Source organism: Rhodosalinus sediminis (assembly GCF_003385555.1).
GTDB lineage: Bacteria > Pseudomonadota > Alphaproteobacteria > Rhodobacterales > Rhodobacteraceae > Rhodosalinus > Rhodosalinus sediminis.
Map to the genome: position 1 here is coordinate 35,681 of NZ_QOHR01000003.1, position 18,195 is coordinate 53,875.

Sequence of the window (18,195 nt, forward strand, 5' to 3'; positions counted from 1 at the left end):
GGATGTTGCGGAGTCCGCCGCTGGCAGGCATGACGGGGCCCATGGCCGCACAGCTCGACTTTCAGTCCGTCCGCGAGATCTTCGCGCGTTTCCGCGCGGCGGAGCCGGAGCCGAAGGGCGAGCTCGCGCACGTCAACGCCTACACGCTGCTCGTCGCCGTCGCGCTCTCGGCGCAGGCGACGGACGCGGGCGTGAACAAGGCCACCGCGCGCCTCTTCGAGATCGCCGACACGCCGGAGAAGATGCTGGCGCTCGGCGAGGAGGGGCTCATCGAGCACATCCGGACGATCGGGCTCTATCGCAACAAGGCGAAGAACGTGATTAAGCTCTCCCGCATCCTCGTCGAGGACTACGGGGGAGAGGTGCCCTCCTCCCGCGCGGCGCTGCAGTCGCTGCCGGGCGTCGGGCGCAAGACGGCGAACGTCGTGCTCAACATGTGGTGGCGATACCCGGCGCAGGCGGTGGACACACACATCTTCCGCCTCGCCAACCGGAGCGGCATCGCGCCGGGCAAGGACGTGCTGGCTGTGGAGCGCGCCATCGAGGACCAGGTGCCGGCGGAGTTTCAGCTCCATGCGCATCACTGGATGATCCTGCATGGCCGCTACGTCTGCAAGGCGCGCAAGCCGCTCTGCGCGACCTGCCTCATCCGCGATCTTTGTGCCTACGAGGAGAAGAACCTGTGAAGACCTACAAGGTGGTCGGCATCGGCAACGCGATCGTCGACGTCATCAGCAACTGCGACGACGGTTTCCTGTCCACGATGGGCATCGACAAGGGTGTCATGCAGCTGATCGAGGGCGACCGCGCCGAGTTTCTCTACGACGCGATGCAGGACCGCTGGCAGGCGCCGGGCGGCTCGGTGGCCAACACGCTCGCCGGGATCGGCAACCTCGGGCTCAAGACCGCCTTCATCGGGCGCGTGCGCGACGACGGGCTGGGCCGTTTCTACGCCGACGGCATGGTCGAGGACGGCACCGACTTCGCCAACCCGCCGGTGGCGGCGGGCGAGCTGCCGACCTCGCGCTCGATGATCTTCGTCTCGCCGGACGGCGAGCGCTCGATGAACACCTACCTCGGCATCTCCGCCGAGCTCGGGCCGGAGGACGTGGACCCCGGCGTCGCGGGCGACGCGGAGATCCTCTTTCTCGAGGGCTACCTCTACGACAAGCCGAAGGGGAAGGAGGCCTTCCTCAAGGCCGCGCGCGCCTGCCGCGCCGCCGGGGGAATGGCGGGCATCACCCTGTCGGACCCGTTCTGCGTGGACCGCCACCGCGAGGACTTCCGCAAGCTCGTCACCGAGCTCGACTTCGTGATCGGCAACGAGCACGAGTGGGAATCGCTCTACGAGACCGACCTCTCCGCCGCGCTGGAACAGGCGGCGACCGAGAGCGGCATGGTGATCTGCACCCGCTCGGGCCACGACGTCGTGATCGTGCGCGGCGAGGAGGAGGCGCGCGTGCCGGTCGAGACGATCACGCCGGTGGACGCCACCGGCGCCGGCGACCAGTTCGCCGCGGGCTTCCTCTATGGCCTCTCCACCGGGCAGTCGCTCGAGGTGGCGGGCAGGATGGGCGTCGTCGCCGCGGGCGAGGTCATCAGCCACTACGGCGCGCGGCCCGAGGCAGACCTGAAGGCGCTCTTCGCCGAGGCCGGCCTGCCGGTCTGAGCCGCCGCGGGAGGGGGGCTGTCTGCCCCCCTCTTGGCCTGACGGCCAATTCACCCCCGAGGATATTTGCGCCAAGAAGAAGGGCGAGGGCGGTCCGGGGGCGGGGCGCGCGCTAGCCGCGGCCCGCGGCGCGGGCGAGCCAGGGGCCTAGGACGAGCGGCACGAGGGCGAGGCTCGCCGCGACGGCGGCGAAGGAGACCCGCAGGCCCTGCCACTCGGCGAGGAGCCCCATGAGCGGCGGGCCGAAGAAGAAGGCGCCGTAGCCGATGAAGGAGACGGCGGCGATGGCGCGGGGGCGCCCGGCCTCGCCCGCGCCGCGTCCGACGAGGGCGAGGCAGAGCGGCACCACCACCGAGGCGCCGAGGCCCATGGCCGCGAAGCCCGCGTAGGTGAGCGCGAGACCGGGGGCCGCGGCGGCGAGGGCGGTGCCGAGGGCGGCGAGCCCGGCGGCGGCGCGCAGGAGGCGCGCTTCGTCGGCGAGGCGCAGGAGCGCCTGCGCCGCGATCCGCCCCGTGCCGAGCGCGAGGCCGAGGATCACCGGCCCGAGAGCGCCCGCCGCCGCGCCGGCGCCGAGCGTGCGCTCGAGGTGGAGCGCGGCCCAGCCGTCGCTCGCGCCCTCGGCGAGGAAGCCCACGATCATCACCGCGCCCCCCGCGGCGACGAGGCCCGGCGCGAGGGCGGCGCGTGCGGCGGGCCGCGTCTCGGCGGCGCCGGCGTCGCCGTCGCGGCCCCGGATCGGGAGCGCGAGCGCGAGCGGGACGAGCGCCGCGGCGGCGAGGAGCGCGGGCAGCGCCGCGCCCGCCTCCCGCGCGAGGCCCGCGGCGAGCGCGGCGCCGGCGTAGGCGAACGCGTAAAGCCCGTGCGCGAGGTTCATCAGCCCGCGCCCCGCGAGCGCCTCGAGCCGGGCGAGGCGGAGGTTCACCGTCACGTCCAGCAGCCCCGTGGCCACGCCGCCGAGCAGGAGCGCGCCGGCGAGCGCGAGCGGCGTCGTCGCCAGCCCGAGGAGCGCGAGCGCGCCCCCGAGGGCGAGCGCAGCGAGGCGCGTCGCGCCGAGGCCGAAGGCGCGGTCGGCCCGGCCGGCCACGAGGAGCGCGAGCGCCGCGCCCCCCGTCGCCATCAGGAGCGCGAGGCCGAGCTCCGCGTCGCCGAGCCCGGCGCGCGCCTTGAGCGCGGGCGCCGTCGCCGCCACCGCGCCCCAGAAGACGCCCATCGCCGCGAAGGCTGCGGCGGGCGCGCGCGTCAGGCGGAGATCGGCGAGCATCTGCATCGCTCCGGCCTGCCACGCCCCGGCGCGGCCGGCAAGCGCGGGCGTTTCGCCCTTGCCACGGGCCGCGATCCCGGCTATCCGCGCGGCTTCACGCGGGGTGACAGCCTTGGAGGCACCCCGCCCTTGCATATCGGAGCGACATCATGGCTGGAGAAATTCCGGATCTTGTTGTCCAGGAACGGACGGGGTCGGGCAAGGGCGCCGCTCGTCAGGCCCGCCGAGAGGGCCTCGTTCCTGGAATCGTCTACGGCGGCGGGGCCGATCCCCTGCCCATTCAGCTGCCCTTCAACGAGCTGATGCGCAAGCTCACCAAGGGCCGCTTCCTCTCGACGCTCTTCAACCTGAAGGTCGAGGGTCACGAGGACGTGCGGGTGATCTGCCGCGCGGTGCAGCGCGACGTGGTCAAGGACCTGCCGACGCACGTGGACTTCCTGCGTCTGCGCCGGACGACGAAGATCAACCTGTTCATCCCCGTCGAATTCGTCGGCCACGACGACGCGCCGGGCCTGAAGCGCGGCGGCGTGCTGACGGTCGTGCGCCCGGAGGTCGAGCTCATGGTGACGGCGGGCGACATTCCGGATCACATCACCGTCGATCTCACCGGGCTGGAGATCGGCGACACGGTGACGATCTCCTCGGTGGACCTGCCGAAGGGCGCGAAGCCGACGATCGACCGCGACTTCGTGATCGCCAACGTGCAGGCGCCGTCGGGCCTGCGCTCCGCGGACGCGGAGGAGGAAGGCGAGACGGGCGAAGGCGAGGCCGAAGAGGGCTGAGCCCGCGCACCCGGGATTTCGAGCGGCGGGGTCCGGGCGGCCCCGCCGTTTTCGTGTCAGCCGAGCTTCTGCACCGTCTCGAAGACCTCGAGCTCCGGCGCCTCGAGGTAGAGGTCGGCACTCCCGCCCGCGCCCTTGTGCGCCTCGCGGAAGGCCTCCGAGCGGGTCCAGTCGCGGAAGTGATCCTCGCTCTCCCAGGCGGTGTGCGAGGCGTAGAGGCGGTAGCCGTCCTTCTCCGGGCCCTTGAGCAGGTGAAACGCCTTGAAGCCCGGCACGCTCTCGAGGTGGCTCTCGCGGCGGGTCCAGACCTCCTCGAAGGCGGCTTCCTGCCCGAGCTTCACCTTGAAGCGGTTCATCGTCAGATACATCGCGCGTCTCCCCGTCTGGCCTTTTGCGCCGTTTCCCGGCATCTAGACTCCGAGATACCGGCCAGCAAGGAGCGGCGGCATGCAACTCTTCGTGGGCCTCGGCAATCCGGGGGCGACATACGCGCGGAACCGGCACAACATCGGCTTCATGGCCGTGGACCGGATCGCGGAGGATCACGGCTTCCCGCCCTTCCGGGCGAAGTTCCAGGGCGAGGTGGCGGAGGGCCGGCTGGGCGGCGAGAAGGTGATCCTCCTGAAGCCCGCGACCTACATGAACCGCTCCGGGCAGTCGGTGGGCGAGGCGATGCGCTTCTACAAGCTCGGCCCCGAGGACGTGACCGTCTTTCATGACGAGCTCGACCTCGCGCCCGGCAAGGTCCGGGTGAAGCAGGGCGGCGGGCACGCCGGGCACAACGGGCTGCGCTCGATCCACGCCCACATCGGCGAGGCCTACCGCCGCGTGCGCCTCGGCATCGGGCATCCGGGCCGCAAGGAACTGGTCTCGGGCTACGTGCTGCACGACTTCGGCAAGGCCGACGCCGACTGGCTCGACGACGTGTTGCGCGGTGTGGCCGACGGGGCGCCGGACCTCGCGGCGGGCGATCAGAGCCGCTTCCAGAACGCCGTGGCGCAGCGCGCCGCCCCCGCGCGGACGGAGGCGCCGGCGAAACCGGCGCCTTCGGCTGCGAAGGAGGCCGAGCCAGAGGAGGACGCGCGCTCGCCGCTGCAGAAGCTGGTGGACCGCTTCAAGTGAGCGTGTCGGGGGCGACGGCCGCGGCGCGGCCGAGAGCGGCGCGCGGGTGGACGTGGCCGGGGGCCTACCGCGCGCAGGCGCACCCCTGAGCGCGGGCGGCTTGCCACGCCGTGGCGCGCCGCTACAGTTTCAACAGACGAGAAGGAAAGACGCCATGGAGATGGACCCCTCCGAGAACGTGCTGGGCGGCGCGCTCGCGCCCTGCTCGACGCAACCGCTGACTGGCTTTTTCCGCGACGGGCACTGCAACACCTGCGCCGCCGATCAGGGCAGCCACACCGTCTGCGCCGTGATGACCGAGGAGTTCCTCGCCTACTCCAAGTACGTGGGCAACGATCTCTCGACCCCGCGGCCGGAGTTCCGCTTTCCGGGGCTGAAGCCCGGCGATCACTGGTGCCTCTGCGCGAGCCGCTTCCTGCAGGCGCACGACGAGGGCTGCGCGCCGCGCGTGAACCTCGCCGCGACGCATGCCCGAGCGCTCGAGGTGGTGCCGATGGACGTGCTGGAAGCTTGCGCGCTCAGCGAAAGCTGAACGCGCGCGGGCTCGGTCGGGGCAGGCGCGGGGGACGGCGCCCCCGCGACCGGGCCGGAGGCGCCCCCGCGACCGGGCCGGATCAGCCCGAGATATCCACGCCGAGCGCGCGGGCGACGGTGAAGATGTCCTTGTCGCCGCGTCCGCACATGTTCATGCAGATGACGTGATCGGCCGGCAGCTCCGGCGCGATGCGCATGACGTGGGCGAGCGCATGGGCGGGCTCCAGCGCGGGGATGATGCCTTCCGTCTCGCAGCAGAGCTGGAAGGCCTCCAGCGCCTCGGCGTCGGTGACGGAGACATACTCCGCGCGTCCCGATTCGTGCAGCCACGCATGCTCCGGCCCGATGCCGGGATAATCGAGGCCCGCCGAGATCGAGTAGCCCTCGAGGATCTGCCCGTCGCCGTCCTGCAACAGATAGGTGCGGTTGCCATGCAGCACCCCGGGCCGCCCGCCGGTGAGCGAGGCGCAGTGCTCCATCTGGTCGTCCACGCCCTTGCCGCCGGCCTCGACGCCGACGATGGCGACATCCGGCTCGTCGAGGAAGGGATGGAAGAGGCCGAGCGCGTTGGACCCGCCGCCGATCGCGGCCACCAGCGTGTCCGGCAGCCGCCCCTCGGCCTCGGTGATCTGGTGACGCACCTCCTTGCCGATGATCGACTGGAAGTCGCGCACCATCGCCGGATAGGGATGCGGGCCGGCCACCGTGCCGATGCAGTAGAAGGTGTCGCGCACGTTGGTGACCCAGTCGCGCAGCGCGTCGTTCATCGCGTCCTTGAGCGTGCCGCGCCCCGAGGTGACCGGCACCACCTCCGCGCCCAGGAGCTTCATGCGGAAGACGTTGGGCGCCTGCCGCTCGACGTCGTGCGCGCCCATGTAGACCACGCACTTCAGGCCGAACTTGGCGCAGACGGTCGCCGTGGCGACCCCGTGCTGGCCCGCGCCCGTCTCGGCGATGATGCGGCTCTTGCCCATGCGGCGGGCGAGCAGGATCTGCCCCAGCACGTTGTTGATCTTGTGCGCGCCGGTGTGGTTGAGTTCGTCGCGCTTCATGTAGACTCTGGCGCCGCCGAGCCGCTCGGTCAGCCGCTCGGCGAAGTAGAGCGGGCTCGGCCGGCCGACGTAATGCGTCCAGAGGTCGTCCATCTCGGCCCAGAAGCTCGCGTCGTCGCGCGCGCGGTCGTATTCCGCCTCGAGCTCGAGGATGAGCGGCATCAGCGTCTCGGAGACGAAGCGCCCGCCGAAATCGCCGAATCGGCCCTGCGCGTCCGGCCCGCTCCTGAAGCTGTTGATCCGATCCTCTGGCATGGCGCGCTCTCCCGGTTGCCCGTGACGTTCTAGCGCCGCGACCGGGTGGCAACAAGCGCAAGGCGTTTCGAAACGCCTTGCGCCAAGCGGTTTCGAAACCGCTTGGCCGAAGCCGCTTGCAAGCGGCTTCGGCGGCGCTCATCGCAGGCGCCGGATGGGGCGGGCGTTGCAGAAGACCACCATGTGGCGCCCGTTCTCCACCGCTTGGAAACCGCGGCGCTCCACCTCCGCCAGGAACGCCGCGCGCCCGGCGATACGCTCCACGTCGCGGATCTGGCGCTTGACCACGCCGCCGCGGCGCGCCTCGCCCGACTCGAAGAGTTGGGCGAGCCAGCGGTCGGGCGTGAGATGGGCGGGCAGCTGCGGCATGCCTCCGCTTTCGCCCATCGCGGTTGAGACGGGGTTAACCGGCGCGGGTCAGGCGACCGCCTCCGCCGCCGCGTCGAGGAAGGCGCGGATGCGCGCCGGGTCCTTCTCGCCCGGCGCGCGCTCGACGCCGGAGGAGACGTCGAGCTGGCGCGCGCCGGTGCGCCGCACCGCCTCCGCCGCGGTCTCCGGCGTGAGCCCGCCGGCGAGCATCCAGGGCCCCCTCCAGTCGCGCCCGGAGAGGAGCCGCCAATCGAAGGCGAGGCCGTTGCCCCCGGGCAGCGCCGCGCCCTCGGGCGCCTTGGCGTCGACGAGGATCTGGTCGGCCACGGCGGCGTAGGCGTCGATCTGCGCCAGGTCGGCCGCCTCGCGCAGGCCCACGGCCTTCATCACCGGCAGGCCGAAGCGGGCGCGCACCTCCGCCACCCGCTCCGGGCTCTCGCGGCCGTGCAGCTGCAGGAGGTCGATCGGCCCCGTCTCGAGGATCGCGGCGAGGGCGGCGTCGTCGGCGTCCACCGTCAGGGCGACCTTGGCCACCCCCGGCGGCACCGCGACGGCGAGGGCGCGCGCGGCCTCCGGCGTCAGGTTGCGCGGGCTCGGGGGGAAGAACACGAAGCCGAGGTAGGCCGCGCCGGCGGAGACGGCGGCCGCCACGTCCTCGGGCCGGGTCAGGCCGCAGATCTTCACGCGCGGATCGGAGGGGGACACGACCGTCTCAGCCCGCCTTCTTGTCGACGAGGGCGAGGACGTCGTCGGCCTCCTCCCCCTTGACCTTGGCGCGGCGCAGCTCGCGGTGGAGGCGCTTCGCCTCGGCCTCCTGGCGGGCCTTCTCGGCGCGGTGCTTGTGCTCGCGGATCCACTCCCAGACGAAGCCGATCAGCAGGCCCGCGGCGACGCCGCCGAGGATCACCAGAAAGAGCGGCAGCTCGGCCGAGACGTTCCAGCCGGCGAGCTCCTCGAGCGCCTCGGGCAGCAGCGTGAGCGTGACGATCGCACGGTTGGCCAGCGCGACCGAGACGAGCACGATCGCGATGGCGGCGAGGATGGCATAGCGGATGTAGCGCATTCAGGGCTTTTCCCCGTTGAGACGTTCGCGGAGCATCTTGCCGCACTTGAAGAAGGGCACGTGCTTCTCCTCTACCTGCACCGCTTCGCCGGTGCGCGGATTGCGACCGATGCGCGCATCCCGCTTCTTCACCGAGAAGGCGCCGAAGCCCCGGAGCTCGACCCGGTCGCCGCGCTCGAGCGCGGAGGTGATCTCCTCGAAGATTGTGTTCACAAGACGCTCGACGTCGCGCTGGTAGAGGTGCGGATTTTCCTCCGCGATCTTCTGTATCAGTTCCGATCGGATCATTCGTCCGTCCCCCGCGGATCCTCGCTCCCTGCTTTTCTCTTGGCGCGACTATAGTCACAAACCGCCGCGCGCGGAAACACGAGGGGCGCCCGGTGGCGGCGGTTTCGGCGAAAAATTCGCCCCGCGCGCGGGGGCGCGCCACGAAAAAGGCCCCCCGCCCGGAGGCGGAGGGCCGATTCGCGGTCGCGTGGCGTCGCGCTCAGTCGTCGCCCTTGAGCGCCGCGCCGAGGATGTCGCCGAGCGAGGCGCCGGAATCGGAGCTGCCGTACTGCTCGACCGCTTCCTTCTCCTCGGCGATCTCGCGCGCCTTGATCGAGAGGCCCAGGCGGCGCGACTTCGGATCCACGTTGGTGACGCGCACGTCCACCTTGTCGCCGACGTTGAAGCGCTCGGGCCGCTGCTCGGAGCGGTCGCGCGAGAGGTCGGAGCGGCGGATGAAGCTCTTCATCCCCTCGTATTCGACCTCGATGCCGCCGTCCTCGATGGCGGTGACCACCACCGTGATGATCGAGCCGCGCTTCACGCCGCCCACGGCCTCGGCGAAGCGGTCGCCGCCCACGGCCTTGATCGAGAGCGATATGCGCTCCTTCTCGACGTCGACTTCCTGCACGACGGCCTGAACGACGTCGCCCTTCTTGTACTCCTGGATCGCCTCTTCGCCGCGCTGGTCCCAGCTGAGGTCGGAGAGGTGCACCATGCCGTCGATGTCGCCCGGCAGGCCGACGAAGAGGCCGAACTCGGTGATGTTCTTGACCTCGCCCTCGACCTCGGTGCCCGTCGGATGCGTCTCGGCGAAGACTTCCCACGGGTTGCGCATGGTCTGCTTGAGCCCGAGCGAGACGCGGCGCTTGGCCTGGTCGATCTCGAGGACCATGACCTCGACCTCCTGGGAGGTGGAGACGATCTTGCCCGGGTGGACGTTCTTCTTGGTCCAGCTCATCTCGGAGACGTGCACGAGGCCCTCGACCCCCGGCTCCAGCTCCACGAAGGCGCCGTAGTCGGTGATGTTGGTCACGCGGCCGGTGTGCACCGAGCCCAGCGGATACTTCGCGGCCACCAGATCCCAGGGATCCTCCTGCAGCTGCTTCATGCCGAGGCTGATGCGGTGGGTCTCCTTGTTGATCTTGATGACCTGGACCTTCACCGTCTCGCCGATCGACACGATCTCGGAGGGGTGGTTGACCCGGCGCCACGCCATGTCGGTGACGTGCAGCAGGCCATCGACGCCGCCGAGATCGACGAAGGCGCCGTACTCGGTGATGTTCTTGACCACGCCGTCGACCGTGTCGCCCTCTTTCAGCTTGGCGATCACCTCGGCGCGCTGCTCGGCACGGCTCTCTTCGAGGATGGCGCGGCGCGAGACGACGATGTTGCCGCGGCGGCGATCCATCTTGAGGATCTGGAAGGGCTGCTTGAGGCCCATGAGCGGGCCGGCGTCGCGCACCGGGCGCACGTCCACCTGAGAGCCCGGCAGGAAGGCCACGGCGCCGCCGAGATCGACGGTGAAGCCGCCCTTGACGCGGCCGAAGATCGCGCCCTCGACGCGGGCGTCGTCGGCGTAGGCCTTTTCCAGACGGTCCCAGGCCGCCTCGCGGCGGGCCATCTCGCGGGAGAGCACCGCCTCGCCGCGCGCGTTCTCGGAGGAGCGGAGATAGACCTCGACCTCGTCGCCGACGGAGATGTCGGGCGCCTCGCCGGGGCTCGCGAATTCCTTGAGTTCGACGCGGCCTTCCATCTTGTAGCCGACGTCGATGATGGCCTGTCCCGCCTCGATGGCGATGACCTTGCCCTTGACCACCGAGCCTTCGGTCGGCGTGTCCATTTCGAGGCTTTCGTTCAGGAGGGCCTCGAACTCCTCCATGCTAGTGTTCTGCGCCATGTGGCTGTGGGTTTCCTTCGGTTCGGTTTCTCTGGCCTGACGGTTGGGTCCGCCGGTCTTTCCATTGCCCCGGGAGACAGGCGCCAACGCGAAACAGGGGCCGGATCGTCACCGCCCCCCTGCATGCGTCACGATGTCGTCGGCGCGACCGCCCGGATAAGCTCGCGCGTATAGAGGCACCGCGCCGGGGAATCAAGCCCGAGCCCCCGGCGCGGCACGGGTGGCGTCACTCGCCGCCCTGCTGCATCTCCTCGAGGCGCGTGACGATCCGCGTCTGAAGCTCCTGATCCTCCGAGGCGGCCTGCGCGATCGCCTCGTAGTCCTCGAGCGTGAGCCCCTCGGTGCCCTCGATCGCCTCGACGATCTCGGCGTTGGCCTCCTCGATGAGCGCGCGCTGCTCGTCCTCGCTGCCGGCCGCTTCCAGCTGCGGGACGTACTGCTCGCGCAGGTCCATCACCTCGAGATAGGCCATGGTGAAGGCCTCGATCTGGTCCCCGCTGTAGTCCGCCGCGCTCTGCGCCGCGGCGCTCTGCGGGGAAAGGGCCGTCATCGCGCCGGCCGTGACCGCGAGGCCGAAGGCGAGGGTCGTGGCGGTCAGGGTTTTTCTGAGGGGCATGCATCCTCCGTTAGACAGGGTCGCAGTGCGCGCCGTCGCTCGCCCGCACCACGCGCAGACGTAGCAGTCCCCCGGCGCGACGCAAACAGATGGGCGGCACGCCGCCGATGACCCGGGCCGCGGGCCGGGGTCAGCCGTCCGCGCCCCCGGCCTGCCGCGCCGCCACCTCGGCCACCGCGCGCGCGATGGCCGCCGCCACGTCGAGCTCGGTAGTGTCGATGTGCACCGCGTCCTCGGCCGCCCGCATCGGCGCATCGGCGCGGCCCGCGTCGCGGGCGTCGCGGGCGCGGATGTCGGCGAGCACGTCCTCGAAGCTGGTGGCGTGCCCCTGCCCCACGAGTTCCTTGAAACGCCGCGCCGCGCGCGCCTCGGCCGTGGCGGTGACGTAGAGCTTCACCGGCGCGTCGGGGCAGATCACCGTGCCGATGTCGCGCCCGTCGAGCACCGCGCCCCCCTCGCGCGCGGCGAAGGCGCGCTGGAAATCGACGAGCGCGGCGCGCACCTCCGGGATCGCCGCGACCCTGGAGGCCGCCTCCGCCGCCTCCGGCCCGCGCAGGCCCTCGGCCTCGAGATCGGCGGCGCAGAGGGCGCGCGCCGCCGCGACCGGCGCCTCGCCGTCGAGCATGCGCCGCCCGACGGCGCGGTAGAGCAGACCCGTGTCGAGGTAGCCCAGCCCGAAACGCTCGGCCAGCGCGCGGCCGATCGTGCCCTTGCCGCTCGCCGCCGGACCGTCCACCGCGATCGTCAGTGCCATGCGCCTCTCCCTCATCGCCGCCGCCAGACCGCCCACAGAAGGGCGAGCGCCATGACGAGCAGCGCGTATTTGCCTTGCGTGACCGCGCTCGCCCCCGCGACCATCTCCGGCGTGACGCCCTCCGGCCCCGCCGCGATCATGGCGCGCACGCGCGCGTTTTCCCAGAGATCGGCGGCGGTGTAGAGCAAAGGCAGCGGCGCGAGCCAGGGCCGCCCGAGCCGCCAGAGAAGCCCGGCCAGCAACGCGCCCAGCAGCACCGGGTAGGCCGTGTCGAGCACCGCCACCGGCCCGAGGAGAAGCGCCCGGCCGCTCTCGGTCAGCGCAGCAAGGTAAGCCTCGGCCGCCGCGTGATCGTAGCCGAGCGGGCGCAGGTCGAAGGGCCTGAGGCCCCCGGCCTCCCGCATCGCCCGCACCACGCCGACCCAGACGAGCGCGGCGTGGACCGCCGCCGTGGCGAGCGCGAGCGCGAGGAGTGCGCCGCGCGCGCTCATGCCGCGACCGGCTCCGCCGCGATCCCTGCGCCGAGGCCGCGCATGAGGGGCAGGAAGTCGGGAAAGGAGGTGGCGATCGGCGCGGCGTCGTCCACCGTCACCGGCGCCTGCGCGGCCAGCCCGAGCACGAGGAACGACATGGCGATGCGGTGGTCGAGCCGGCTCGCCACCGTGGCGCCGCCCGCGACGCCGCCCGCGCCGCGGCCGTGGACGATCCACCAGTCCTCGCCCTCCTCCACCGGGACGCCGCAGGCGCGCAGCCCCTCGGCCATGGCGGCGATGCGGTCGCTCTCCTTCACGCGGAGTTCGCCGACGCCGCGCATCACCGTCGCCCCCTCGGCGCAGGCCGCCACGGCGGCCAGCACCGGGTATTCGTCGATCATCGCCGCCGCGCGCTCGGGCGGCACCTCGACGCCGCGCAGCCCGGGCGAGAAACGCGCGACCAGATCGGCCACCGGCTCGCCCCCCTCGTCGCGCCGGTCCTCGAAGGCGAGATCCGCGCCCATCTCGCGGAGCGTCTCGTAAAGCCCCGCCCGCGTCGGGTTGAGCCCGATCCCCGGCACGCGCACCTCGGAGCCCTCCGCGATCAGCGCCGCGCAGACCGGGAAGGCCGCGCTCGAGGGATCGCGCGGCACGGCGAGCGTCTGCGCCGAAAGCTCCGGCTGGCCGGTAAGCGTGATGACCCGGCCCTCCGCGCCGTCCTCCACCGCGACCTCGGCGCCGAAGCCGGCGAGCATCCGCTCGGTGTGATCGCGCGTCGCCTCGGCCTCGGTGACGACCGTGCGTCCCGGCGCGTTGAGCCCGGCGAGGAGGACCGCGGATTTCACCTGCGCCGAGGGCACGGGCAGCGTGTAGCGCACCGGCACCGGCTCCCGCGCGCCCACCACCGTCATCGGCAGCCGCCCGCCGGCGCGGCCCACGGCCTCTGCCCCGAAGAGCGCGAGCGGGTCGGTCACCCGCGCCATGGGCCGGCCCACGAGGCTCGCGTCGCCGGTGAAGGTGGCGGCGATCGGGCTCGTCGCCATGGCCCCCATGACGAGGCGCACGCCGGTGCCCGAGTTGCCGCAGTCGATCACCCGGTCGGGCTCGGCGAAGCCGCCGACGCCCACGCCGTGGACGCGCCAGCGCCCCGGGCCATCCCGCGTGACCTCGGCGCCGAAGGCGCGCATAGCCTCGGCCGTGCGCAGCACGTCCTCGCCCTCCAGCAGCCCGGAAATGCGCGTCTCGCCCACGGCGAGCGCGCCGAGGATCAGCGCGCGGTGGCTCACCGACTTGTCGCCGGGAATCTCGGCCGTCCCCGCGAGCGCCGCGCCGGCGCGGGCGGTCATCGGCTGGCGCGTCTCGCCTGCGGACATGGGGCCTCCCTCGTGATCGCGGCCTTCGATAGCCGAGGGGGCGGAGAGCGTCCAGCGCCGCGGAGCGCGGGGCGGTTTTTCGTACGAAAAACCGCAACGGCGCCCGGACGCTCGCAAGGTGCGGCCGGGGCGCGCTCAGGCTTCAGGAGATTTTTCGAACGAAAAATCTCCCTCCGCGGGCCGGCGGCGGAAGGTCAGGTAATGCGGCCGCCGCCCCTCGCGTAGGGCCTTGCGCTCGTAGCGGGTCGAGAGCCAGTCGTCCCAGGGCTCGCGCCAGTCGGCGGGCCGCTCGGCCAGCCAGTCGAAGCCGTGGCGCGGCACCTCTTCCAGCGTCTGGCGCACGTAATCGGGGATGTCCGTGGCCAGCCGCAGCTCCGCGCCCGGCGCCATCACCCGCGCCAGCGGCACGAGGTGCTCGGGCGTGACGAAGCGGCGGCGGTGGTGCCGCGTCTTGGGCCAGGGGTCGGGGTAGAGCACGAAGGCCCGCGCGATGGAGACTGCGGGCAGCACATCGAGCAGGTCGCGCACGTCGCCGGCGTGCACGCGCAGGTTGGTCGCGCCCGCCGTCCGGATCTTGCCCAGCGCCGCGGCGACGCCGTTGACGTAGGGCTCCGCGCCGAGGATGCCGACGTCCGGGCGGCGCGTCGCCTGGTGCACCATGTGTTCGCCCGCGCCGAAGCCGACCTCCAGCCAGACCGGGGCGCCGCCGAAGAGCGCGCCGAGGTCGAGCGGCCGGCGCTCGGGGTTCTCCTCCCGGCCCACCGGCCCGGGGGCGAGGCGCGGCAGGTCCTCCTCCAGCCAGCGGCGCTGGTTGGGCTTGAGCGGCTTGCCGTGGATGCGGCCGTAGAAGTTGCGCCAGGGCGCCGCGGGGCGATCATCGTCCGTCATGCCGCGCGATCTAGCGAGGCGGGCCGCCGGGCGCAACGCGCCGCGCCCCTGCCTGTCGTGACGGCCGCGGCGCCCCCGCCGCCCGGAGCGCCGGGGCCCGGCGGGCGCGGCGCGCACCGCCGCGCCGCGCGCGTCCTCACACGGCCTTCTTCAGCGCCTCGGCGAGGTCCGTGCGCTCCCACGAGAAGCCGCCGTCGGCCTCGGGCTCCCGGCCGAAGTGACCGTAGGCGGCGGTGCGGGTGTAGATCGGGCGGTCGAGGCCCAGATGCTCGCGGATGCCGCGCGGCGTGAGCTCCATCACCTGCGGGATCGCGCGTTCGATCGCGGCGTCGTCCACCTGCCCCGTGCCGTGGGTGTCGATGTAGATCGACAGCGGCCGCGCCACGCCGATGGCGTAGGAAAGCTGCAGCGTGCAGCGCCGGGCCAGCCCCGCGGCGACCACGTTCTTGGCGAGGTAGCGCGCGGCGTAGGCCGCCGAGCGGTCCACCTTGGTCGGGTCCTTGCCCGAGAACGCCCCGCCCCCGTGCGGCGCCGCGCCGCCGTAGGTGTCCACGATGATCTTGCGCCCCGTCAGGCCCGCGTCGCCGTCCGGGCCGCCGATCACGAAGGTGCCCGTCGGATTCACCCACCATTCGGTCTTGTCGGTGATCCACTCGGCCGGCAGCACCTCGCGGATGTAGGGCTCCACGATGGCGCGGATGTCGTCGGAGGTCTGGCCCTCGTGGGCGTGCTGCGTCGAGAGCACCACCTGCAGCACCTCGACCGGGCGGCCGTCCTCGTAGCGCACGGTGAGCTGGCTCTTGGCGTCGGGACGCAGCTCCGGCTCGCGCCCGGATTTGCGCGCCTCCGACAGGCGGCGCAGGATCTTGTGCGCGTACTGGATCGGCGCCGGCATCAGCTCGGGCGTTTCGTCCACCGCGTAGCCGAACATGATGCCCTGATCACCCGCGCCGTCCTTGTCCACGCCCTGCGCGATGTGGGCGGATTGTTCGTGCAGGAAATTCAGCACATGGCAGGTGTTCCAGTGGAACTTCTCCTGCTCGTAGCCGATGTCCTTGATGCAGTCGCGCGCGACCTGGCCGAAGCGGCCCATATAGTTCTTGAGAAGCTCGGGATCGGAGAGGCCGACCTCGCCGCCGATCACCACGAGGCCGGTGGTCGCGAAGGTCTCGCAGGCCACGCGGGCGTTGGGCTCCTCGGCGAGGAGCGTGTCGAGGATCGCGTCCGAGATCCGGTCGCAGACCTTGTCCGGGTGCCCCTCCGAGACAGACTCGGAGGTGAAGATGTAGTCGCCGCGTGCCATGGGAAATGCTCCATTGGGGTTGTCCCGCCACGCCAGGAAGCCGTTGTGACGGTCGTTTGTGTGTGTCCGTCCTGCCTAGAGCCGGCCCGACGAAAGGTCAACGTCCGCCCGCGCGGCGCGCGGCGGCGTGACCGAGCAGCGCGAGCATCGCGGCGACGGCGGGCCAGCCGCCGGTGCGCGCGTAGAGCGGGGAGGCGAGCGCGGCCGGAACCGGCGCGTCGGCGTAGCCCGCCGTGCCGAGCGGGATCGTCTCCGCCAGCCCGCCACGCGCGTCGATCACCGCAGAGACGCCGGTGTTGGCCGCGCGCAGCACCGGCACCCCCTGCTCCACCGCGCGGAGCCGCGCCTGCGCGAGGTGCTGATAGGGCCCGGAGAAGGTACCGAACCACGCGTCGTTGGTCAGGTGCAGAAGCATCGCGGGCCGCTCGGGCGTGCCCATGGCGTCCTCGGGAAAGACGGCCTCGTAGCAGATGAGCGGCAACGCGTGGCCGAGCGCGCCGAGATCCAGCGTGCGCGGCCCCGGTCCGGGCGTGTAGCCCGCCTCCGCCCGCGCGGCGAGGCCGGTGATGCCGAGCCTCGCCCAGAGCGCCGGAAGGGGCATGTATTCGCCGAAGGGCACGAGGTGGTGCTTGTCGTAGATGTCCCGCGCCTCGCCCTCCGGCCCGATCAGGACGGCGGAGTTGTAGAACCGCCCCGCCTCGCTCCGCTGGATGCCGAGCACGACGGGCGCGCCGCCGGCCGCCTCGGCGATATGGGCGAGCGGGCGCGCGGAGCGCTCCAGAAGCCCGGGCAGCGCCGTCTCGGGCCAGAGGATCAGATCCGGGCGCGGCGCGGCCATCGTGTAGCTCACCTGCCGCGCGTAGAAGACCGGGATGCGGTCCGGGTCCCATTTCTCGCGCTGGGGCGCGTTGGGCTGGATCAGGCGCGCCGTCTCCGCCCGCGGATCGGGCAGCGGGCGCGCCTCCCGCGCGAGGCCCGCGCCCCAGAGGAGCGCGAGACCGGCGGCGAGCGCCGCGCCCCCCGCCGCACGCCGCCCGGCGGCCCAAAGCGCGACGGGCGCGAGCGCCAGCGCCAGCGTGGCGAGGTTCAGCCCGTGCGGCCCGATCCAGGCCGCCCATTGCATCGCGGGCGTGCCGATCCAGGCGTGCGCCGGCATCGCCCATGGAAAGCCCGAGAAGAGATGCGCCCGCGCCAGTTCGGCCAGCGCGAGGAGCGCGGCGAAGCCCCCGAGCCCCAGCCGCGCCCGCGCCGCCGCCCAGCCGGCGAGCGCCCAGAAGAGCGCGAGCCCGGTCGCCATGAAGAAAAGCGCGAAGGGCGCCATCCAGCCGTAGAGCTCCGGCTCGACGAAGAAGGGCTCGACGATCCAGTGGAGCGCGACGCCGAAATACCCCGCCGCGAAGAGAAAGGCCGCCCGGCCCGCGGCGCGCGGGTCCGGCGCGGCCTGCCAGAGCGCGGCGAGCGCGATCAGCCCGGCGAGCGTCGCCGGCCAGACGTCGAAGGGCGCGAGGCCCAGCGCCGCGGCGGCCCCGGCCGCCGGCGCGGCGATGCGCCGCAGCGCCACGGCCCGCGCGGGCCGTGCAGCCGCCTGCCCGGCGGCCGCGCCCTCGTCAGACATCCGGCGTCTCGGGGATGCGGATGCGCAGGCGCTTGATCCGGCGGGGGTCGGCGTCGACCACCTCGAACTCGACGCCGGTGGGATGCTCGACCACCTCGCCGCGCGCGGGCACCCGTCCCGAGAGCATGAATACCAGCCCGCCGAGGGTGTCGATCTCCTCGGAGTCGATTTCCTCGGCCTCCGAGAGGCTGAGGCCGATCTCCTGCTCGAACTCCTCGACCGTGGTGCGCGCCTGCGCGAGGTAGCAGCCCGCCTTCTCGCGCACCCAGAGGCTGTCCTCGTCGGTGTCGTGCTCGTCCTCGATCTCGCCCACGACCTGCTCGATCAGGTCCTCGATCGTCAGCAGGCCGTCGACGCCGCCGTATTCGTCGATCACCAGCGCCATGTGCCGCCGCTCGGACTGCATCTTGGCCAAGAGCACGCCGATCGGCATGGAGGGCGGCACGTAGAGGAGCGGCCGCAGCAGCGCCTGAATGTCCACGTCCGGCCCGTCGCCGTTGAAGCCGTGCTTCAGCGCGAAGTCCTTGAGGTGCAGCATCCCCACCGGGGTGTCGAGCGTGCCGTGATAGACCGGCAGCCGCGTCAGCCCGCTTTCGCGGAAGACGCCCACCAGTTCGTCGCGGGTCACGCTGTCGGGGATGGCCACGATCTCGGCCTTGGGGATGGCCACGTCCTCGACGCGCAGGCGCCGCAGGTTGACGAGGCCGTGGGTCTGGCGCCGGTCGTCCGGCGCGCCCTCGGCGCCCTCCGCCTCGGCGTCCTCCTCCTCGCTCGCGGGGTTGAACGCGTCGAGGAGGCGCCGCCAGAGGCCGCCGTCGTGTGAATGCCCTGATTGCGGGGGGTCGTCCTGCGCGCCGTGCGCCGCGCTAGACGAATCGTCGCTTCCGTCCATCTCTCTC

At 72.3% G+C, this 18,195-nt stretch carries 21 protein-coding genes and 1 riboswitch; of the genes, 5 read left to right on the forward strand and 16 right to left on the reverse strand.

The window, feature by feature from the left end:
- The first annotated feature begins 41 nt into the window (after positions 1–41).
- Complete coding sequence (nth, locus tag DRV84_RS03680) at positions 42–686, forward strand: endonuclease III (protein ID WP_115978524.1); 645 nt, start codon at positions 42–44, stop codon at positions 684–686.
- A complete protein-coding gene (locus tag DRV84_RS03685; RefSeq protein WP_115978525.1) occupies positions 683–1,669 on the forward strand; it encodes an adenosine kinase in 987 nt (328 codons plus the stop codon). The genes nth and DRV84_RS03685 overlap by 4 nt, the downstream gene beginning before the upstream one ends.
- 112 nt (positions 1,670–1,781) lie before the next feature.
- Here DRV84_RS03685 and DRV84_RS03690 read toward each other — a convergent pair whose 3' ends face one another.
- Positions 1,782–2,930 (reverse strand): MFS transporter, encoded by a 1,149-nt coding sequence (locus DRV84_RS03690; protein ID WP_239994973.1) that lies wholly within the window; start codon positions 2,928–2,930, stop codon positions 1,782–1,784.
- Between the two features lie 149 nt (positions 2,931–3,079).
- Between DRV84_RS03690 and DRV84_RS03695 the strand changes: the two genes are divergently transcribed.
- A complete protein-coding gene (locus DRV84_RS03695) occupies positions 3,080–3,712 on the forward strand; it encodes a 50S ribosomal protein L25/general stress protein Ctc (protein ID WP_115978527.1) in 633 nt (210 codons plus the stop codon).
- A gap of 56 nt (positions 3,713–3,768) precedes the next feature.
- On the opposite strand, the gene hmuQ is transcribed toward DRV84_RS03695, so the two are convergent.
- Complete coding sequence (gene hmuQ / locus DRV84_RS03700) at positions 3,769–4,080, reverse strand: heme-degrading protein HmuQ (RefSeq protein WP_115978528.1); 312 nt, start codon at positions 4,078–4,080, stop codon at positions 3,769–3,771.
- Between the two features lie 79 nt (positions 4,081–4,159).
- On the opposite strand from hmuQ, the gene pth reads away from it, so the two are divergent.
- Together pth and DRV84_RS03710 are read left to right on the forward strand one after the other, a co-directional pair.
- Positions 4,160–4,834: an aminoacyl-tRNA hydrolase gene (gene pth / locus DRV84_RS03705; protein WP_115978529.1), complete on the forward strand. Its 675-nt coding sequence runs from the start codon at positions 4,160–4,162 to the stop codon at positions 4,832–4,834.
- Between the two features lie 154 nt (positions 4,835–4,988).
- Positions 4,989–5,366: a DUF2237 family protein gene (locus DRV84_RS03710; protein WP_115978530.1), complete on the forward strand. Its 378-nt coding sequence runs from the start codon at positions 4,989–4,991 to the stop codon at positions 5,364–5,366.
- Positions 5,367–5,448: 82 nt separating this feature from the next.
- On the opposite strand, the gene trpB is transcribed toward DRV84_RS03710, so the two are convergent.
- The 14 genes from trpB to DRV84_RS03780 form a co-directional block, all read right to left on the reverse strand.
- Positions 5,449–6,675, reverse strand: a complete 1,227-nt coding sequence (gene trpB / locus DRV84_RS03715; protein ID WP_115978531.1) for a tryptophan synthase subunit beta — start codon at positions 6,673–6,675, stop codon at positions 5,449–5,451.
- A 138-nt stretch (positions 6,676–6,813) separates the two neighbouring features.
- Entirely contained in the window at positions 6,814–7,044 is a 231-nt protein-coding gene (locus DRV84_RS03720) for an N-(5'-phosphoribosyl)anthranilate isomerase (RefSeq protein WP_115978532.1), read from the reverse strand.
- A gap of 48 nt (positions 7,045–7,092) precedes the next feature.
- The gene (locus tag DRV84_RS03725) at positions 7,093–7,749 is read right to left on the reverse strand and encodes a phosphoribosylanthranilate isomerase (RefSeq protein ID WP_115978533.1); all 657 of its coding nucleotides are present in this window, start codon (positions 7,747–7,749) and stop codon (positions 7,093–7,095) included.
- A 7-nt stretch (positions 7,750–7,756) separates the two neighbouring features.
- On the reverse strand, positions 7,757–8,107 hold the full coding sequence (locus tag DRV84_RS03730; protein ID WP_115978534.1) for a lipopolysaccharide assembly protein LapA domain-containing protein: 351 nt from the start codon (positions 8,105–8,107) through the stop codon (positions 7,757–7,759).
- Positions 8,108–8,395 (reverse strand): integration host factor subunit beta, encoded by a 288-nt coding sequence (gene ihfB / locus DRV84_RS03735; RefSeq protein ID WP_115978535.1) that lies wholly within the window; start codon positions 8,393–8,395, stop codon positions 8,108–8,110.
- Between the two features lie 199 nt (positions 8,396–8,594).
- The gene (gene rpsA / locus DRV84_RS03740) at positions 8,595–10,361 is read right to left on the reverse strand and encodes a 30S ribosomal protein S1 (protein ID WP_275668719.1); all 1,767 of its coding nucleotides are present in this window, start codon (positions 10,359–10,361) and stop codon (positions 8,595–8,597) included.
- 139 nt (positions 10,362–10,500) lie between these two features.
- The gene (locus DRV84_RS03745) at positions 10,501–10,890 is read right to left on the reverse strand and encodes a DUF4168 domain-containing protein (RefSeq protein WP_115978537.1); all 390 of its coding nucleotides are present in this window, start codon (positions 10,888–10,890) and stop codon (positions 10,501–10,503) included.
- A gap of 130 nt (positions 10,891–11,020) precedes the next feature.
- Positions 11,021–11,644: a (d)CMP kinase gene (locus DRV84_RS03750; protein WP_115978538.1), complete on the reverse strand. Its 624-nt coding sequence runs from the start codon at positions 11,642–11,644 to the stop codon at positions 11,021–11,023.
- An 11-nt stretch (positions 11,645–11,655) separates the two neighbouring features.
- Positions 11,656–12,135: a hypothetical protein gene (locus DRV84_RS03755; protein WP_115978539.1), complete on the reverse strand. Its 480-nt coding sequence runs from the start codon at positions 12,133–12,135 to the stop codon at positions 11,656–11,658.
- Positions 12,132–13,490, reverse strand: a complete 1,359-nt coding sequence (gene aroA / locus DRV84_RS03760) for a 3-phosphoshikimate 1-carboxyvinyltransferase (protein ID WP_115978540.1) — start codon at positions 13,488–13,490, stop codon at positions 12,132–12,134. Before aroA ends, DRV84_RS03755 begins: the two co-directional genes overlap by 4 nt.
- A 135-nt stretch (positions 13,491–13,625) precedes the next feature.
- On the reverse strand, positions 13,626–14,378 hold the full coding sequence (gene trmB / locus DRV84_RS03765) for a tRNA (guanine(46)-N(7))-methyltransferase TrmB (RefSeq protein WP_115978541.1): 753 nt from the start codon (positions 14,376–14,378) through the stop codon (positions 13,626–13,628).
- A gap of 136 nt (positions 14,379–14,514) precedes the next feature.
- Entirely contained in the window at positions 14,515–15,681 is a 1,167-nt protein-coding gene (gene metK, locus DRV84_RS03770; protein ID WP_115978542.1) for a methionine adenosyltransferase, read from the reverse strand.
- A 6-nt stretch (positions 15,682–15,687) separates the two neighbouring features.
- Positions 15,688–15,736: riboswitch (SAM-SAH riboswitch) on the reverse strand.
- Positions 15,737–15,778: 42 nt separating this feature from the next.
- Positions 15,779–17,296: an apolipoprotein N-acyltransferase gene (gene lnt / locus DRV84_RS03775; protein ID WP_115978543.1), complete on the reverse strand. Its 1,518-nt coding sequence runs from the start codon at positions 17,294–17,296 to the stop codon at positions 15,779–15,781.
- Entirely contained in the window at positions 17,289–18,188 is a 900-nt protein-coding gene (locus DRV84_RS03780) for a hemolysin family protein (RefSeq protein WP_115978544.1), read from the reverse strand. The genes lnt and DRV84_RS03780 overlap by 8 nt, the downstream gene beginning before the upstream one ends.
- Positions 18,189–18,195 lie beyond the last annotated feature (7 nt).

What these genes read in the sequence shown, in the direction of transcription:
- aroA (WP_115978540.1), bottom strand. Translation starts at nt 13,490, where the DNA reads ATGTCCGCAGGCGAGACGCGCCAGCCGATGACCGCCCGCGCCGGCGCG.
- DRV84_RS03745 (WP_115978537.1), bottom strand. Translation starts at nt 10,890, where the DNA reads ATGCCCCTCAGAAAAACCCTGACCGCCACGACCCTCGCCTTCGGCCTC.
- DRV84_RS03755 (WP_115978539.1), bottom strand. Translation starts at nt 12,135, where the DNA reads ATGAGCGCGCGCGGCGCACTCCTCGCGCTCGCGCTCGCCACGGCGGCG.
- DRV84_RS03710 (WP_115978530.1), top strand. Translation starts at nt 4,989, where the DNA reads ATGGAGATGGACCCCTCCGAGAACGTGCTGGGCGGCGCGCTCGCGCCC.
- DRV84_RS03690 (WP_239994973.1), bottom strand. Translation starts at nt 2,930, where the DNA reads ATGCTCGCCGATCTCCGCCTGACGCGCGCGCCCGCCGCAGCCTTCGCG.
- lnt (WP_115978543.1), bottom strand. Translation starts at nt 17,296, where the DNA reads ATGTCTGACGAGGGCGCGGCCGCCGGGCAGGCGGCTGCACGGCCCGCG.
- DRV84_RS03780 (WP_115978544.1), bottom strand. Translation starts at nt 18,188, where the DNA reads ATGGACGGAAGCGACGATTCGTCTAGCGCGGCGCACGGCGCGCAGGAC.
- DRV84_RS03695 (WP_115978527.1), top strand. Translation starts at nt 3,080, where the DNA reads ATGGCTGGAGAAATTCCGGATCTTGTTGTCCAGGAACGGACGGGGTCG.
- trpB (WP_115978531.1), bottom strand. Translation starts at nt 6,675, where the DNA reads ATGCCAGAGGATCGGATCAACAGCTTCAGGAGCGGGCCGGACGCGCAG.
- trmB (WP_115978541.1), bottom strand. Translation starts at nt 14,378, where the DNA reads ATGACGGACGATGATCGCCCCGCGGCGCCCTGGCGCAACTTCTACGGC.
- nth (WP_115978524.1), top strand. Translation starts at nt 42, where the DNA reads ATGGCCGCACAGCTCGACTTTCAGTCCGTCCGCGAGATCTTCGCGCGT.
- DRV84_RS03730 (WP_115978534.1), bottom strand. Translation starts at nt 8,107, where the DNA reads ATGCGCTACATCCGCTATGCCATCCTCGCCGCCATCGCGATCGTGCTC.
- hmuQ (WP_115978528.1), bottom strand. Translation starts at nt 4,080, where the DNA reads ATGTATCTGACGATGAACCGCTTCAAGGTGAAGCTCGGGCAGGAAGCC.
- DRV84_RS03720 (WP_115978532.1), bottom strand. Translation starts at nt 7,044, where the DNA reads ATGCCGCAGCTGCCCGCCCATCTCACGCCCGACCGCTGGCTCGCCCAA.
- DRV84_RS03750 (WP_115978538.1), bottom strand. Translation starts at nt 11,644, where the DNA reads ATGGCACTGACGATCGCGGTGGACGGTCCGGCGGCGAGCGGCAAGGGC.
- metK (WP_115978542.1), bottom strand. Translation starts at nt 15,681, where the DNA reads ATGGCACGCGGCGACTACATCTTCACCTCCGAGTCTGTCTCGGAGGGG.
- ihfB (WP_115978535.1), bottom strand. Translation starts at nt 8,395, where the DNA reads ATGATCCGATCGGAACTGATACAGAAGATCGCGGAGGAAAATCCGCAC.
- pth (WP_115978529.1), top strand. Translation starts at nt 4,160, where the DNA reads ATGCAACTCTTCGTGGGCCTCGGCAATCCGGGGGCGACATACGCGCGG.